This window comes from Cohnella cellulosilytica, assembly GCF_042431195.1.
GTDB classification, from domain to species: Bacteria; Bacillota; Bacilli; order Paenibacillales; family Paenibacillaceae; genus Cohnella; species Cohnella cellulosilytica.
In genome coordinates this window covers 205,326-221,275 of the sequence record NZ_JBHMDN010000055.1, presented here as the reverse complement: position 1 = coordinate 221,275, position 15,950 = coordinate 205,326, and the positions used below count along the sequence as shown (strand labels likewise).

At 59.3% G+C, this 15,950-nt stretch carries 14 protein-coding genes; 1 reads left to right on the top strand and 13 read right to left on the bottom strand.

The window, feature by feature from the left end:
* Positions 1-14: 14 nt before the first annotated feature.
* The 12 genes from ACFFT4_RS29135 to ACFFT4_RS29080 form a co-directional block, all read right to left on the bottom strand.
* Positions 15-509: a DinB family protein gene (locus tag ACFFT4_RS29135; RefSeq protein ID WP_378052645.1), complete on the bottom strand. Its 495-nt coding sequence runs from the start codon at positions 507-509 to the stop codon at positions 15-17.
* A gap of 45 nt (positions 510-554) precedes the next feature.
* Positions 555-1,685, bottom strand: coding sequence for an N-methyl-L-tryptophan oxidase (gene solA / locus ACFFT4_RS29130; protein ID WP_446681807.1), 1,131 nt, complete (start codon positions 1,683-1,685; stop codon positions 555-557).
* Positions 1,686-1,699: 14 nt separating this feature from the next.
* Positions 1,700-2,869, bottom strand: coding sequence for an amidohydrolase (locus ACFFT4_RS29125; protein WP_378052644.1), 1,170 nt, complete (start codon positions 2,867-2,869; stop codon positions 1,700-1,702).
* Between the two features lie 212 nt (positions 2,870-3,081).
* Positions 3,082-4,092 (bottom strand): LLM class flavin-dependent oxidoreductase, encoded by a 1,011-nt coding sequence (locus ACFFT4_RS29120; RefSeq protein ID WP_378052643.1) that lies wholly within the window; start codon positions 4,090-4,092, stop codon positions 3,082-3,084.
* Positions 4,093-4,110: 18 nt separating this feature from the next.
* Positions 4,111-4,863, bottom strand: a complete 753-nt coding sequence (locus ACFFT4_RS29115) for an amino acid ABC transporter ATP-binding protein (RefSeq protein ID WP_378052642.1) — start codon at positions 4,861-4,863, stop codon at positions 4,111-4,113.
* Positions 4,860-5,570, bottom strand: a complete 711-nt coding sequence (locus tag ACFFT4_RS29110; RefSeq protein ID WP_378052641.1) for an amino acid ABC transporter permease — start codon at positions 5,568-5,570, stop codon at positions 4,860-4,862. Before ACFFT4_RS29110 ends, ACFFT4_RS29115 begins: the two co-directional genes overlap by 4 nt.
* Positions 5,567-6,349 (bottom strand): amino acid ABC transporter permease, encoded by a 783-nt coding sequence (locus ACFFT4_RS29105; protein ID WP_378052640.1) that lies wholly within the window; start codon positions 6,347-6,349, stop codon positions 5,567-5,569. Before ACFFT4_RS29105 ends, ACFFT4_RS29110 begins: the two co-directional genes overlap by 4 nt.
* A 42-nt stretch (positions 6,350-6,391) precedes the next feature.
* Complete coding sequence (locus tag ACFFT4_RS29100; RefSeq protein ID WP_378052639.1) at positions 6,392-7,270, bottom strand: transporter substrate-binding domain-containing protein; 879 nt, start codon at positions 7,268-7,270, stop codon at positions 6,392-6,394.
* A 438-nt stretch (positions 7,271-7,708) separates the two neighbouring features.
* Positions 7,709-8,260, bottom strand: a complete 552-nt coding sequence (gene ssuE / locus ACFFT4_RS29095) for an NADPH-dependent FMN reductase (RefSeq protein ID WP_378052638.1) — start codon at positions 8,258-8,260, stop codon at positions 7,709-7,711.
* A 12-nt stretch (positions 8,261-8,272) separates the two neighbouring features.
* Positions 8,273-9,154 (bottom strand): LysR family transcriptional regulator, encoded by an 882-nt coding sequence (locus ACFFT4_RS29090; protein ID WP_378052637.1) that lies wholly within the window; start codon positions 9,152-9,154, stop codon positions 8,273-8,275.
* A 257-nt stretch (positions 9,155-9,411) separates the two neighbouring features.
* Entirely contained in the window at positions 9,412-10,188 is a 777-nt protein-coding gene (locus ACFFT4_RS29085) for a lipase family protein (protein ID WP_378052636.1), read from the bottom strand.
* A gap of 95 nt (positions 10,189-10,283) precedes the next feature.
* Positions 10,284-11,606, bottom strand: coding sequence for an alpha-L-fucosidase (locus ACFFT4_RS29080; protein WP_378052635.1), 1,323 nt, complete (start codon positions 11,604-11,606; stop codon positions 10,284-10,286).
* A gap of 325 nt (positions 11,607-11,931) precedes the next feature.
* Here ACFFT4_RS29080 and ACFFT4_RS29075 point away from each other — a divergent pair, with 325 nt between their 5' ends.
* Positions 11,932-12,765 carry a helix-turn-helix domain-containing protein gene (locus tag ACFFT4_RS29075; protein WP_378052634.1) on the top strand — a complete coding sequence of 278 codons (834 nt, stop codon included), beginning with the start codon at positions 11,932-11,934 and terminating at the stop codon, positions 12,763-12,765.
* A 51-nt stretch (positions 12,766-12,816) separates the two neighbouring features.
* Here ACFFT4_RS29075 and ACFFT4_RS29070 read toward each other — a convergent pair whose 3' ends face one another.
* The gene (locus ACFFT4_RS29070; protein WP_378052632.1) at positions 12,817-15,945 is read right to left on the bottom strand and encodes an RCC1 domain-containing protein; all 3,129 of its coding nucleotides are present in this window, start codon (positions 15,943-15,945) and stop codon (positions 12,817-12,819) included.
* Positions 15,946-15,950 lie beyond the last annotated feature (5 nt).

The window sequence follows — 15,950 nt, the reverse complement described above, 5'->3', positions numbered from 1 at the left end:
CCCGGCTTCTTGGCTTAGACCGCGCCGCTCGACTCCCGGGAGCTTTTCTCCGCTTGCTTAACGCGTTCGATCTGGCCGAGATGATGATGAACGTGATTAATGAACGATTGCGCGATAGCCTCCACCGTCACCGTCTGGCCCTTGAAGTTCACGCCCGATTTGTTCCAGTCCTCCGGGGACAATCTCCGGAATAGCAAGCTGTTGTATAGAAGCAGTGCCCGGAAAGCTTCCAGCACGTCGGCGGCTTGCGCCCCGTTCGCCCGCTGTCCGGCCACCCATTCGTCCTGGGCGAACGCCGGCAATCGGACTTCCGAGCCGGCCAGCACTTCGCGAATGCGGAAGGAAACGACGAGATTGTGGTCCGTCAGATGGGTCAGCACCTCCGTCACGCTCCACGACTTCTCCGACGCCTTCCAGACGAGCTGCTCTTCGGACAGGCCCGCTATAGCCTCCTGCAGCTGATCGTAAGTCCGAATATATTGATCGATGGATATTGGAGTTTGACTCATGAATCGTTACGCCTCCTTAGGAATAAAGGATCAGGTACGGACGGACTAAGAAAACCGCGCTGCGGAAAAGCGTCCGATGTCCTGCCCCCATCTGCCCAGCTCGATTTGGTTGGCCAGAAGCTCGCCGACGACGCTGGAAAATTTGAACCCGTGACCGGAAAAGCCGCCCGCCAGCAAAACGTTCGGGTGTCCGGGATGTTTGTCGATAATGAAATGTTCGTCCGGGGTATGCTCGTATTTGCAGACGGAGCCGCGCAGCAGCTTGCCCGCCGCTCCCGGCAAAAACGCGTTCAGCGCCTGTCGCAAATCCGCCTCGTCCTCCGGATACGCTCCGAACGGCGCAAGCTCCTCGCCGGGCTTCCAGTCGCGTCCGCCGTCATGGCGTCCGATTTTGACTCCGGCTCCTCCGACGCTCGGAAAGCCGTAATAGCCTCCTGTCCCGTCGCCGAACGTAAATCCGGGAAAACGGTCGGCATCGTACGCGTTTGTCTCCGGCTCGAACCAGCCGACGACTTTGCGTACGGCCCGGATCGGCAGCCGCACGAACGGCTCCAGCGTCCGAAACCACGCCCCCGCGCTGACGATCACACTGCCGGCGACATATTCGCCTTTGTCCGTATGCACCGCCACGATCGACGAGGCCGGTTCGATCCGCGTCACGAACGTATCCGTCAGCAGCTTGGCTCCGGCCTGCAGCGCAAGCTTCCGGAAAGCGGCCACGCATTTGTCGCTGTACAGCAGCCCCGCTTCCGGCTCGTACATCGCCCGATAGGAATCGGGCAGCCGCACGGCCGGCCAACGCTCTTGAACCTGTGCCGCGCTCAGCTCCTCGAACGGAACGCCCAGCTCGGCCGAATATTGGAATCTGTCCTCGTAGGAATAAGCGGAAGAATCGAACAGGTTCAGCACGCCCGTTCTCTCCAGCAGCTTCTCCCCGGAAGCATCCTCCAGCTCTCGCCACAGCTCGTCGGCCCGCAGGGCAAGCTTCACGTAATCCGCGCCTCCGCTGTACACGTGGCGAATCAGCCGGGTGTCGCCGTGATGGCTGCCGTGCGCGTGCGGCGGGTCGAAAGCGTCGATGAGCAGCGTCTTGAGTCCCCGGCGCGACAGCTCGTAGCCCGCGCTCATGCCCATCGCCCCGGCGCCCGCGATAATGACGTCGTAAAGTTTGCGAATGGCGGCTCCCTCCTTTATTCCGACGGCGAGTCGGACAGCCGGACAAGGGCGTCGACGGCCAGAGCGGCGAAAAAGGACGCCCCGATCGGCAGCGCGCGCTCGTCGACATCGAAGGCCGGATGGTGCCATTCCTGCGGACCCGAGGTACCGAGAAAAAAGAAGCTGCCCGGCACTTGACGCAAATAGAAGGAGAAATCCTCTCCAGCGGGCGAAGGCGTCGGCTCCACCACCTGCAAGCCGAGCGCCTTGGCCGTCCGCGCCGCCTGTTCGGCCCACACCGGATCGTTGACGACGGCCGGCGGGCCGTCCAGCCAGCGAACCGTCGCCTCCGCGCCCAGCGCCGCGCCGACGCCGGTGACGATCTGCTCGAAGCGCTCGCGCACCTTCGTCCGCACCTTCTCGTCGAACGTGCGCAAGGTGCCGTCGAATACGGCCTGATCGGCGATGATGTTCCAGGCGGTGCCGCTGTTCAGCCGCGTCACGCTGACGACCGCGCCGTCCAGCGCGCCGACGTTGCGGCTGACGATCGACTGCAGCGCGGTAATGATGTGCGCGGAGGCGACGATCGGATCGATGCCCGCCTCCGGCACGGCGGCGTGCGTCCCGCGCCCGCTCACCTCGACGATAAAACCGTCGGCGGCGGCCATCAGCGGCCCGGCCTTGATGCCGATCGCGCCGACCGGCAGATCGGGCTTGTTATGCAGCCCGAAAATCGCGCCCACCCCTTCCAGCGCTCCGCTCGCGATGACCTGCGAAGCGCCCTTCGCCTTCTCCTCGGCCGGCTGGAACAGGAAGCGGACCGTCCCCTGCAGCTCGGACTCCCGCTCCTTCAGCAGCAGAGCGGCGCCCAGGACGGCGGCCGTATGGAAGTCGTGTCCGCAGGCGTGCATTTTGCCCGGAACCCGGGAAGCGAACGGCAGCCCGGTCTCCTCCTGCACCGGGAGCGCGTCGATATCGGCCCGAATGGCGACGATCGGTCCTCTGCTTTTTCCGCCGACTTCGGCGATTACTCCGGTTTTCAGCGGATAGTCCGCGAGGCGAATGTCCGCTTCGCGCAGCCAGCCCCGGATCGCCTCGGTGGTCTCGAATTCCTCATGGGACAGTTCCGGATTGGCGTGCAATTGACGCCTTATGGCGACCAATCGTTCGAATATCGGTTCGGCCGCGAGTGCGAGTATGTTCATGAATAGCGCCTCCTTTCTTCCATGGGCGTGTATGCAAACCCGCTCAGAGGCATCTATCACCGCCTTTTCGCCCCCTGCTGCGTCACTTTTGCTTGACGTACCCCCGGTACGCCTTCACAAAAGTTCCTTGCATGGAACGAAAATTCGGCAACATCTGCTTTCCTCGGAGTATGCATACACGCCCTTGCCGGCACGCGGTCGGGCCGCGACCCTTAAACCGGCTGCTCCTCGAACGCTTCCTTCAACAGTCGGAACGAACGCACCCGCTTCTCGAAATCGGGAATGATCGTCGTAAAAATCAGTTCGTCCACGCCGTAGGTTTGCTGCAGCTCGAGCAGTCTCCGGCGCACCGTTTCCTTCGTGCCTTTCGTAATATCGGCGTCCCGGACTTCCGCCGTGTAGGTCTCGCCCGCCTGCCGCGCGAATTCTTCGGCCTGCTCCAGCGAGCCTACGTTAACGGTTTTGCCGCTCTCCAGCGTCACGCGGACGCTCTTGAAATGGCCGGCGAGCTCGGCCGCTTCCTCTTCCGTGTCCGCCGCGATAACGGACAAGCCGAGCAGCGTGCGGGGCTGGCCGCCCTTCTCCCGGTTAAAGCTCTCGCGATACGCATCGAACGCTTCGCGCGCCGCTTCCGGATCGTTGTTAATGAACAGGGCGAACGCGTAGGGATAGCCTCGCTCAGCGGCCAGCCTGGCGCTGGATACGCTCGTGCCGAGCAGATACACGTCGGCGGGTTGCGCGGGCAGCGGATTTGCCTGCAGTCCGGCCAGCGGCTCGCCTTCGGCGACAGAGCCGTGCAAATATTGTTCAAGCTGGGACAGCTTCTCCTCCAGCGACTCCGGTTCGGCGACGCCCTTCTGCAGCGCCTTCGTCGAACGCGGCAGCCCTCCGGGTGCGCGTCCGATGCCGAGATCGACCCTTCCCGGCGCGAGCGAGGCAAGCACGTTGAAGTTTTCCGCCACCTTGTAGGGGCTGTAATGCTGCAGCATCACGCCGCCGGAGCCGATGCGGATTTTGTCCGTGCGGGCCAGCAGATGGGAGATGAGCACTTCCGGGGAAGCTCCCGCCATCTGCGAGGAGTCGTGGTGCTCGGACACCCAGAAGCGTTCGAAGCCAAGCTCTTCCGCGATCTGCGCCAAGCGGATCGTATTGCGCAGCGCTTCGGAGGGCGTCTGCCCGGGGAAAACGATACTCTGATCCAAAATACCGAGTTTAAGCGTCATCTGTTTCTCTCCATTCCATTAGATCGAGTACGAGCTTTCCGAAGTGAACCTCGTCAGAAATTGCCGGGTTCGCTCCTCCTTCGGCGACTGGAAGATCGTCTTCGGGGGCCCTTCCTCGACGACGGCTCCCCCTTCCATGAACACGATATGGTTCGCCACCTCCTGGGCGAAGCTCATCTCGTGGGTGACGATAATCATCGTAATGCCTTCCTTGGCGATTCGGCGAATGACGGCCAGCACCTCGCCGACCAGCTCGGGATCCAGCGCCGAGGTCGGCTCGTCGAACAAAATAACCTCGGGGTTCAGCGCAAGCGCACGGGCAATACCGACGCGCTGCTGCTGGCCTCCGGACAGCTGGCTCGGATAAGCGTCCAGCTTGTCGCCGAGCCCGACCTTCTCGAGCAGCTCGACGCTTCTGAGGCGCGCCTCCGCCTTCGGCAGCCTTTTGACGACGATAAGCCCTTCCATCACGTTCTCCAGCGCGGTTTTGTGCCGGAACAGATTGTACTGCTGGAACACCATCGCGGTTTTGCGCCGCAGCGCGTGAATGTCCTTCTTCGCGGGCTTGCGGCAGTTGACGGAGAAATCGTCGATCGAAATTTCCCCGTCGCCCGGCCTTTCCAAATAGTTGATGCAGCGAAGCAGCGTCGTCTTGCCCGAGCCGCTCGGACCGAGGATCGCCACGACCTCGCCTTTGTCCACGGTCAGATCGATGCCTTTGAGCACTTCGTTTTTGCCGAACGCTTTGCGGATTCCTCTCAGCTTGATCATGCGACACCTCCGCGATTGTAACGGGTAACCTTGCGCTCAAGCAGCGCCGACAGCCTCTCGATCAGAATCGTCATCCCCCAGAATAAGAGCGCGGCCGCCAAATACGCTTCGAAAAACTTCCAGTTCGTCGTCGCCAGAATTTCGGCCTGGGCGTTGATGTCGACGACCGATACGGTGAAGGCGAGGGTGGAGCCGTGCAGCATGCCGATCGCGCTGTTCGTGAGGTTCGGCAGCGCGGCGGCGAACGCCTGCGGGAACACGATCCGGCGCAGCGCCTGAACGGTTGTCATGCCGACCGCGTGGGCGGCCTCCATCTGCCCTTTGCTGACCGCCAGCAGGCCGGAGCGGACGACTTCCGACAAATAAGCTCCGGCGGTAATCGAGAAGGAAAAGTACGCGAAGCCGATCATCGGAATCTGTCCCGACCGGAACGACCAGTCGAAACGGTCCGCCAATCCGTCCACGATAAGCGGGATCGCGAAGTACAAAATCAGCAGATGCGTCAGCATCGGCGTGCCGCGGATGATCGTCACGTAGGCCGAGGTGATCTGGTGCAGTACCGGCACCCGGTATATGCGGCACAGCGCGACGAAAGTACCGATCGCAAAGCCGCACAGCACCGAGACGGCGGTAATTTTGAGCGTCGTCGGCAGGGCGGGCAGCAAGCCGACGAACGCCGTCCAGATGAACGAGAAATCCAGCTTCATGCCCGGGTGCCCCCTTTGCTCAGCGCGATTGCGGCGTTGGTGCGTTTTTTCAGCCATTTTTTCCCGAGCGGAACTTTCTCCGCAGGCCCGGTTTCGCGCTCATGCCTCAGCATGCGGCGCTCCGCCAGCACGAACAGCCTTTCCAGAACGATGCTGATGATAAAATAGATCGCGGCCAAAGCGACATACGATTCGATAAAATGCCGGGACATCGTCGGCAGCGTCTGCGCCTTCCCCGTCAGCTCCATGACGCCGAGCGTGAACGCCAGCGACGTGTCCTTCAGCGTGGCGATGACGAGATTGGCCAGAATCGGCACCGCAACCGCGAACGCCTGCGGGAACACGATCCGGGTGAACGCCTTGAAGCCGCCCATTCCGACCGCGTACGCGGCTTCGACCTGGCCCCGGTCCACCGCGCTCACCGCCGCCCGAATGCCTTCGGACACGTAAGCGCCGCTATGCAAACCGTAGACGAGAACGACGAATGCCAGCACCGGAAGCCTCGTAACGTCGACATGGACCAGCTTCAGCACTTCCGGAAGCCCGTAATAGAACAGGAACAGCTGGATCAAAATCGGCGTGCCGCGGAAAAAGGACGCGTAAACCTGGGACAGCCTCTGCAGCACCGGAACGCGGTACAGCCGGGGAAGCGCGGCGAGCAGGCCGAACAGCAGGCCCAGCGCGATCGACGAGGCTACGATGAACAGCGATATTTGAACGTAAGGCAGCAGCTTCACGAAATACTCGAACAGGTACGACAGGTCGAATTTGGCGCCCATGCCGCGGTTTCACCTCTCGCCTTTGATTTTCTGCTTGCGGGCTTACTCTTCCGAGGTAAAGTCTCCGCCCAGCCATTCCGTGCTCAGCTTGCCCAGGGTGCCGTCCGCCTTCAGCTCCTTGATCGCGCCGTCGATGGCGTCGGACAGCTTCTGCGCATCCTCGTCGTTCTTGCGGAACATGAACAGGACGTCGGCTTCGGAGAGCGCCGAACCGGTCGTTTTGAGCTTCGTCTCCGGATCGATGAGCGACAGCGTAAAGTCGGCGGCCAGCGTGGCGTCAACCCGGCCGGTCACGATCTGCTCGACGGTGTCGTTCGCTCCGCCGCCGCTGTACACGACTTTAATCGCGTTATCGTTTTCTTTGTTGTAGTTTTCGATGATTTGCGCTTGGGCGCTCGTCGCGCCGACCAGCACCTTCTTGCCTTTCAGGTCGTCGAGCGATTGCACGGAATCGTTGTCCTTGGCGACGACGATTTTGTTTCTCCAGTGCGCGTACGGCTCCTTGTTGAACAGGTATTTCTCTTCGCGCTCGGGATTCTTCTCCATCTCGTGAGCGACGAAGTCGATTTTTTTCGTCTCGAGACTGAGCAGCAGGCTCTTGAATTCCTGCGTCTGGAATTCGAACTCGTACTGCGGCAGACGATTGTCGATCTCGCGCACAAGCTCGACGTCAAAGCCGGTCAGGTTGCCGTTCTCGTCGATGAAGCACACCTGCGGGAACTGCGTGCCGGTGCCGACGATAATCTTCGTGACTTGCGCGGGATCGGCTTCGGCGCCGGCCGATTCGCTTTCCACGGCCGCGGGGCTTGAGGCCGGAGCGTCCGGGGAAGACGAATTGGCGGTCTCGTTGTTTTTTGCGCCGCAGGCGGCTAACGTGAGCGAGAGTGAAAGAATGACGATGGCAAGGCTGGTTTTTTTCATGACGATGAATCCCTCCGCTTTTCTCTTTGAACTTAACCTTATAATTCCTACCTGTTAAGTAAGATTTGGTGTTGGGAATAACAATAGCATCTTGCCGGTTTCATCGTCAATGGATTCGGTAATAGAGTTCTTCTATCGATCGATTCAAAAATCCGATACGACCGTTTGCGGCGTTTATTTCGAAGATAGCGGGAGGTTTGCACGGGGGACGAGGCTGCGGAGAAAACGGCTGTGAAGGCGCTTTGGCGCTCGGCCTTGGAAACGCGAAAGAGGCTGATCTAGTAAGCAGGGTCGTACAAGATTATCGATAAAAAAAGAAGAGCATCTACCTCCGGGAGACTGCCTCGTTGCAGCGGAAGGAGATAGATGTCTTCCAACCATTCCATCAATAATTGTTCGGTACGACTCTTTTGCTTATAGATCAGCCTCGGAAGCAAATTATGCGTTGGAGCGGGCGGACAGCCATGCAAGCTCTTCGGCCAGCTCCTCCGAAGCGCGATCGAGGCGTTCGCTTAGCTCCCCGGTCAGCTCGAAGCCGCCGCTCTCCAGACGCTGCACCCATTGATCGATCGCGAACACGCCCCCTAGAATATTGCGGCTGCCGAGCACCGACAGCACCGGCTTCAGCGCGTAATCGAGGCTGAGCAGGTGCGCGATCGTGCCCCCGATAAACAGCGGCAGCGTGATTTTCCCCTTCAGTCCCGTTTGCGGAAGCAGGTCGAGGAATGCTTTGAGAATACCGGTGTACGAAGCTTTGTAGACGGGGCTGGCGATGACGACGGCGCTGGCGGCTTCCACTTGCCCGAGCGCGGCCAGAATGGCTTCGTCCTTGAAGTTGGCGTGAAGCAGCGCTTCTGCGGGAAGATCCGCAACGCGGATATGGCCGACTTCGATGCCTCTTTCCTTCCAGTTCCCCTCCACTCGCTCAATAAGACCGTTCAAACGGGAACCCGGCGTCGGACTGCCGGAAATAATGACGATTTGACTCATGCGCTGTTCCTCCTAATGGACGTTTAATTGCTTGCCGATCGCGATGATCTCGCTTAGAAATTGCCCGTGCTCCCCCGGACTGGAGATGACGTTCGTCTGCAAGGCGATGCCGTCCGTCCCGGGCACCCGGATCGGAACCAGACTGCCCGCCGCGACTTCCTGCCTTACGCTTAGACCCGGCAGGAAACAAATGCCGGCCCTGCCCAGGACAAGCTTCTTCGCCATTTCCGAATTGTCCGTCTGAATCCGGATGTTCGGCGAACGATCGAGATTCTCGAAGATGCGGTGCACCCTCAGCCAATCCAGCGCCCCGCACTCGAAGAAAACGATCGGCTGCTCCGCGACCTCCGCCGCGGATATTCGTTCCAGACCGACAAACGGATGCTCCTTGTAAACATATAAGGAAATCGGGTCCACGTAAAACTTCACGGAATGCAGGTTGGGGTGGCTCACGCCGCGAACGAACCCGATGTCAATCTCCTTGTTCAGCACCTTTCCCACAATCTCATCCGTAACGCCCGTCACGAACTTGAAGTGGGTATTCGGAAAAAGCAGCGTCAGCCGCGGGATCAGCTCGGGGACGACATAATTCGATACGGTTACCGTGCAGCCGATCTTGATCTCTTCGGGAAGCGACTTCTTCCGGTTAACGTGCAGCTTGCCCTTCCGATAGGTCATCAGGAGCTGCTGGGCATAGGGGAGAAATCGCTTGCCTTCCTCCGTGATTTGCACGGTTTTGCCTTGGCGGTCGAACAGTCTGCAATCGAGATCGCGTTCAAGCGATTGAATGCGGGCCGTAACCGACGGTTGGGATAAGTATAACGCTTCCGCCGCTTTATTGAAACTCCCGCAATGGATGACGTAGACGAACGCCTCGACATTTTCGATATTCATCGTCATCCCTCCGAACCGTACTCTTTCCTCTTCCAACCGTCATACGGCGAATAATGGTGATCCGCATTTATATCCAATATAATAAATCGGAATTATCGGATTGTAAAGACCTGCACTTCAACGTATCGCCGTCCGGCAACGCCAAAAAACCCGCAAGCGGTTAAGCTGCGAGTCTCTTCTGCGCCGTGACGCCCTTCCTTTTTCGCTCCCTCTTCCGTATCTTCTCCCGTTCCCTTTGCCGCTTCCCGGACGATTGCTCAGGTTAAATCCGGGCAGAAGCCGGGATTTAACGCGCTCAGCCGCCGGGCGAACAGAGGGTCCCTCGCCGCCAGATCCCGGTAATAGCTGCCGATAGCGTGATTGCCCGGCACCGAGCCGCTATGGAAAACGAGCTGCTCCCCTTGGCCAACGTGTTTGTAATCAAACGTTCTGCCGCTCTTGGGCAGCGTCAGCGTCGGAGGCGGCAGATGGGAGACGACGTCGAACTCGTTGTACACTCTGAAGCTGCGCGCGACTTGGCCGCCGTAGGCTGCGACGAAATCCGGATCTCCGACCCGCGGAGCCGCGAACGTGTAAACGACGGGATGGCGAAACTCCGTCCCGGATGCGGCGTCGAACGCGCACAAGGTCGCCAGCGCCCCTCCAAGACTATGACCCGTCACGTACAGCGTCTTGTCGGGTGAAATCCGTTCGAGGCAGGCGTGGATTCCCTTCCTGGCCGAGCTGTAAATGCCCGTGAATCCGCGGTGGGTCAACCCCGAGCCGGGGGCGAATTCGACCTGGACCGCAAGCGCGTCGGACAGCCAGTCCGACGTCGAGCTCGTGCCGCGGAAAGCGACGATCGCATGCGTATCCGATTGCAGCACGAAGCCGAACTTCTCCGTATCGCCGAGGAGAGACCTGGCGCGAATCTCGCCGACCGGCTCATACGAACGGGGAATCGCGAACGCTCCGTCCGGGTCGTTCCACTGCGCATAGGTCTGGCTGCATACCGCCGCCAGAAAAATCGCCGTACGATCGTTGAATTCGCCCATTGGCAACGCCCCCGTCTAAGCCTCTTTTCGATAGCCTATTAACGGGGGCGCCTATTGGTGCCTATCCAAACGGCCGCGCCGACAAACGGTTCAGATTAGCCGTTGTCGTCTTCCAGAAGGATTTCCACGACGGTATCGCGATCGTCCGGCAAAGGATAAGTGAAATGCTCGGGCTGAGCGAAGTTGAAGAACGCATCGTCCGGGTACATGACGGCGTTCCACGGACGGGAGACGAACAGCTCCGAACCGTCGGACAGCAGCCGCGCCCGCTTGATCTTCCCGGCAAGTCCCGCCAAATTGACCGGTCCGATGCTTTCCTCGAACAGATGCGCGTAGAGCTTGTTTCCTTTTCTCGTATACCGGCCCCAATCCGGCTTCGGCAGCCCCGCTTGACCGCATCCGTAGATGCTGTCCGCGTTGCGCTCCATCCACTGCCCGATCTCGTCCAAAATGCGCAGCGAATCCGCCGGAATTTCTCCTCTCGCGTCCGGCCCGACGTTCAGCAGCAGGTTGCCGTTTTTGCTGACGCATTCGACCAGCTTGCGGATAACCGTTTTCGCCGACTTGTAGGTTCTGTCCGCCGCCGCGTAGCCCCAGTTGTTGTTCAGCGTAATGCACGCCTCCCAGGGGATGGAATCTCCGCTCTCGTTCACGACGCCGCTGGGAGGAATAATCTGCTCCGGAGAAGCGAAATCTCCGGAATAGAAGCTTGGCTCGCTCGTATAGATGGAGCCGCCCTCCTCGCCGCTGGCCTCCAGCCGGTTGTCGACGACGATGTGCGGCTGCAGCGAACGGATCATCTCCATCAGCTCGGTCGCGCGCCATTTTTCCCCCTTCATCTCTTCATAGGAGAAATCGAACCACATGACGTCCAGCTTGCCGTAATCGGTAAGCAGCTCGCGCACCTGTCCGTGCATATAGTCCAAATACCGGTCGAACGTCGCCGGATCGCGCTTATACGCCTCATTTTCGCGCATCGGATGGATGCGGTCTCCGTAAGCCGGATAGTCGGGATGGTGCCAATCGATCAACGAGTAGTAGAGCCCGGCCTTCAAGCCCTCGGCGCGGAAAGCGACCAGAAATTCGCGCACGAGATCGCGGCCCGCCTTCGTGTTCGTGGATTTATAATCGGTCAGCTTGCTGTCGAACAGACAGAAGCCGTCATGGTGCTTGGCCGTCAGCACGGCGTACTTCATGCCGGCCGCTTTGGCCGCTTTCGCCCATGCCCTCGGATCGTACTTGTCGGGGTTAAACTCTTCGAAATAGGGACGATAGTCCTCGCTGCTGATTTTCTCCACGCTTCTGACCCATTCTCCGCGGGCCGGAATCGCATATAAGCCCCAGTGGATAAACATGCCGAAGCGGTCGTTCAGAAACCATTTCGTTCGTTCTTTGATCTGCTCACCGTAGGTTGACATCTCAATAGCGCCTCCATCCTGGTTATCGGATATCCCTGCATCGGTTGAACCCATAAATAGGAGGCCCATTTCATTCCGAAAGGGATGGCTTTGCCGACTTCAGACAGGTTGTTTTGAGTTGCTTGGATTGACAAGATCTTCATAGGTCAGCAACTCAAAGCCAAAACTCGCGGCAAAACCATTCCCTTTCTCCATTCCATTGGGTCTGCTCTTCGATCTATCTTTGGTTCAACTTAATACAGATTAGCAACCAAATGATATAATCAACAAGGTTGGCAATTAGCCTTTATGGGGATAGGATTAACTACTTCGAGGTGACCGACGAATGCCGCTTAACGAGCGCTCCGCCTATTTGTCCGAGCTGCTTCGCAATCTGAAGGTTCAGCCGATAGACGCTTATTATACGCGCTGTACATCCCACTGGCGGGAGCTGGATTACGTTCCCGATTACAATAAGCTGTATTATATTTGCGACGGCGAAGGCTGGGTCAAAATCGAGGACGCCGAATATTATCCCAAGCCGGGTCAGATCGTCTTTATGCCCGCGAACGTGAAGCAGTCCTATTCCGTCGTCAGCGGCAATACCTATGAAAAATACTGGTGTCATTTTACGGCTACGATCGGAGAATTGGACTTGTTTCAATGGTTCGACGTGCCCCACTGCATGAACGTTGGGCAGCACAAACGGTGGAAGACGCTGTTCGAAGAATTGGCCTCCCTGCATGCGGACGGCGCCTTCCTCTCGCGAATCCGGGAGAAAGCCGTCCTGCTCGAGCTCGTCGCGCTGCTGCTGGCGGAGGCGGGAACGGAAATCCGCGTGCTTCCGGGCCGATCGTCCGACGTGCAGCGGCTCGACCTGATCGAACGGTATATCGAGGAGCATCTGGCGGAGCCCGTATCGCTGGAGCAGGTCGCCAGGCACGTTCATCTGCATCCGAACTATCTCGTGCGCTACTTCAACAAACAGTTCGGGGTATCCCCGCTGAAATATTTAAACCGCAGAAGAATGCAAAAAGCGAGGGAGCTGTTAAGCTCGACCTCGCTGTCCGTCAAAGAAGTGGCCGAGCGCGTCGGTTACGCCGACACGAACCACTTCGCCAAAGCGTTCCGCCGGGAAAACAGCTGCAGCCCGACGGAGTACCGGCTAAGAAATTCCTGAGCTTGCCCGATCGCCAGATATCGGGACCCGGTCTTGTAAATCGCTGTCGCCCTATCCCCCCTGTCCCTTTTGCAGCAACCGGACGAGCAGCGTAACGGCTTCGGCTCGACTAACGAAGTCGTTCGGACGCAGCCTGTTGCGATTGTCGCCTGCGACGATCTGCGCGTGAATCATCGCTTCGTACGCTTCCATGCCCCATGGCGGAACGCTGTCGGCATCGTCGAAGGATTGAAGCGATGCGCGGCCATCCCCCTTAAGCGTCGGATTCGCAAATTTCAGGGCTCGGTAGAGGACAACGGTCATTTCCGCTCGGGTCATTTTGCGGTTCGGAGCGAAAGTGCCATCCGGATACCCCTGCAAAACTCCGATCTCCATCAACTTCCCGATCGCATCGCCCGCCCAGGCCGGCCAAGCTTCTTGGCCGGTTCGGACCTGCTCCCCGGACTTCCCGCCGCTTAACCCAAGTTCCCTTGCAAGCATGACTGCGAGCTCGGCTCTCGTTACGAGCGCCTGAGGACGGAAGGTTCCGTCCGGGTAGCCGGCCGCAATCCCTTTATCCACGGCCAGAGCAATGGCCGAACGCGCCCAGTGACCGGATATGTCGGTAAAAGATACAGGCTGCTTCGTCCCCGGTTCTTTCGTCCCTGTATTGGGCTCTTTCTCCCCTGCGTCGGGCTCTTTCGTTCCTGTGTCGGGCTGCGGCGGATTAGAGACGCTCCCGCCGGGATCGTGCGGCTTCGGATCCGTTCCGGGCGTGTTCCCGCCTCCGTTTCCGGGGTTGGGAACGCTTCTCCGCACGACAGCTACGGGAACGGTCGTTTCCCTGCCGCCAAACTGCGCGGTCAGCGTTAGATTGCCCGGACTCAGTCCGGTCACGATACCGCCGGCGTCAACGGAGGCGACGGCCGGATTGGAGACGTTATACTGGCTCTGAGCAGTTACATCCTCCGTATCCCCGTTCCAATAATAAGCGGTTACCGCGGTCGCAACGGTATTCCCTGTCAACGTCTCGTACGCTTCCGATTCAAACGCGATTCGCGTTACGACGGGAACAAATTCGACCTCCACCGCATTGCCCAACTGTTCCGCCTCTCTCATGGCCCGGATTGTCGCTTTACCGGCAGTATGCGACGAGATTTGCCCGGAATATCGGCCATAAGTCGCTTCGGTTACGCTGTCGATTTCCCCTAAGTCCGTTACGAATGTCACTTCGCCGCCGCTTTGCGTCAAAGCGTTGCCGAACGAATCGCGGAGCGTTAATTCGATTGTTGCCTTATCCACTCCATTGGCCGGAAGCCGTCCGGAGTCTGCTGTCAGCACGGAATTGCCCGCACTGGGGTCGCCGGACCGAAAAACCACATTCGTCGTCAACCCGAAAGAAACGCCATCGAGCTCGACGCCGACCGTGGACGCTCCCGCTTCCGTAGAAGTCAACTGCGCCTCGTAGAGACCGAACCCAAGCTCGGTCACCGCCCCGATCGTTCCCCGGGTTGCGCTTAACGACACATTCGGCACGCTTGAGGTCATGGCGTTGCCCCAGGCATCCTTAAGCTCCAATGTCAGCTTAAAGCTGCTTGTCCCATCGGCGGTAATTTCCTGGCTCGGCGTTGCCGTCAGAGTGGATTGGCTCGCGCTTGGCACCCCGGGCGTTACCTGCACGCTAAGCTTCGTGGCGAATGTCATTCCGTTAACCGCAGCTGTAATCTGACTTGTTCCAACGGCTTCGGAGTGGAACATCGCGGTGTACTTCCCCGATTCCGTATAGGTTGCCGGTCCAATGAAGCCCATACTTGCTGTCATCTGCACATTGTCGGTGCCGATGGGCAGAGCGTTGCCCTCGTTATCGAATAACTGCAGCGTAACCGGAACCGCTTCCCCCGCCCTTGCGGACGCCGCCGAATCCGCAGACCACTTTGTTTTCGAGCTTGTGCTCAACGTAATTTGCGCCAGCTCCTGAATATAAGAGGTCTCGGGACGGTTGCCGCCGAGTACGCCGGCCAGATTGCCGCCTACGCTCCAGATGGAGCCGTCGGTCTTGAGAATGCTCGTATGCGCGTTGCCGGCTGCGACCGCCGCCACATCGGCCACCGGAGCGCCGCTTTCGCTTGCGGTCACTTGACCGGGCAGCGGATCCGCAATTTCACTCCAGCTTCTGCCCAACTGATAGGTCGCCGAGCCCGAATTGTTATTGGCGCCCCACGTCCATAACGTTCCGTCGTTCTTTACCGCAACGGTATGCAGAAATCCCGCAGCCATATCCTTCACGTCGCCGAAGGGGTGGCCGTCCGGTCCGAGAACGGGAAGGGCTCGGGTAGACATATTGTAATCGCCCGTTCCAAGCTGCCCTCTGTAGTTGTCTCCCCATGCCCAGAGCGTGTTGTCCGTCTTCAGCGCCCGGGAGTTATATCCCTTCGCCGACAGCAGCTTCACTCCCGACAGAGGGGCGCCGGTTCCGTCAATGACCGACACCGGATATGCTCTATTCGTTTGCGTCCCGTCTCCCAACTGGCCGTTGGTGTTCATTCCCCAGGCCAGCACTTCGCCGGATTCGGTTAACGCCAGCGAATGAAGCTGTCCGCCCGCAACGGCTTGAACGCCGTCAAGCGCTACGGATGCGGACGACATGACTTGAACCGGCGCTGTCACCTTATTGGTCTCGGTTCCTATGCCGATCTGACCGTAGATGTTGCTTCCCCACGCCCACGCATGGCCATCTTCGTCGAGCGCGAGAGAGTGCGATTCGCCCGCCGAGATTTGGGTGATTTTCTTGCTGCCGAATCCGGTAATCTTCATAGCCAAGCTCGTGGCGCCGCTCCGTCCAAGCTGTCCCGAGGAATTGGTGCCCCAGGAATAAACCGTCCCGTCGCTTGTCAGGGCGATACAATGGCCTGCACCTGCGGATATGGCAATAACGTCCGATAAAGGCTGACCGGTCCCGTCTTTGACAATCGAAGCGTATCCGCGATTGCCGGTCGTGCCTACGCCCAACTGCCCTTCGACGTTCCTTCCCCAAGACATGACCGTTCCGTTGCTCATCAGAGCCAGCATGACATAGTTGCCCGCGGCAATGGCGCGCACCGTAAGCGGAGGCTGCGCGCTGTCCGCGCTGGCGATCCGTTCATAACCCGTGAGCTGCCCGACAAACAACACGAATAACAAAATATAGGCAAGCTTCTTCATTTCGT

Coding starts and splice junctions, on each gene's coding strand:
- ACFFT4_RS29135 (WP_378052645.1), bottom strand. CDS start 509: ATGAGTCAAACTCCAATATCCATCGATCAATATATTCGGACTTACGAT.
- ACFFT4_RS29125 (WP_378052644.1), bottom strand. CDS start 2,869: ATGAACATACTCGCACTCGCGGCCGAACCGATATTCGAACGATTGGTC.
- ACFFT4_RS29120 (WP_378052643.1), bottom strand. CDS start 4,092: ATGACGCTTAAACTCGGTATTTTGGATCAGAGTATCGTTTTCCCCGGG.
- ACFFT4_RS29115 (WP_378052642.1), bottom strand. CDS start 4,863: ATGATCAAGCTGAGAGGAATCCGCAAAGCGTTCGGCAAAAACGAAGTG.
- ACFFT4_RS29110 (WP_378052641.1), bottom strand. CDS start 5,570: ATGAAGCTGGATTTCTCGTTCATCTGGACGGCGTTCGTCGGCTTGCTG.
- ACFFT4_RS29105 (WP_378052640.1), bottom strand. CDS start 6,349: ATGGGCGCCAAATTCGACCTGTCGTACCTGTTCGAGTATTTCGTGAAG.
- ACFFT4_RS29100 (WP_378052639.1), bottom strand. CDS start 7,270: ATGAAAAAAACCAGCCTTGCCATCGTCATTCTTTCACTCTCGCTCACG.
- ssuE (WP_378052638.1), bottom strand. CDS start 8,260: ATGAGTCAAATCGTCATTATTTCCGGCAGTCCGACGCCGGGTTCCCGT.
- ACFFT4_RS29090 (WP_378052637.1), bottom strand. CDS start 9,154: ATGAATATCGAAAATGTCGAGGCGTTCGTCTACGTCATCCATTGCGGG.
- ACFFT4_RS29085 (WP_378052636.1), bottom strand. CDS start 10,188: ATGGGCGAATTCAACGATCGTACGGCGATTTTTCTGGCGGCGGTATGC.
- ACFFT4_RS29080 (WP_378052635.1), bottom strand. CDS start 11,606: ATGTCAACCTACGGTGAGCAGATCAAAGAACGAACGAAATGGTTTCTG.
- ACFFT4_RS29075 (WP_378052634.1), top strand. CDS start 11,932: ATGCCGCTTAACGAGCGCTCCGCCTATTTGTCCGAGCTGCTTCGCAAT.
- ACFFT4_RS29070 (WP_378052632.1), bottom strand. CDS start 15,945: ATGAAGAAGCTTGCCTATATTTTGTTATTCGTGTTGTTTGTCGGGCAG.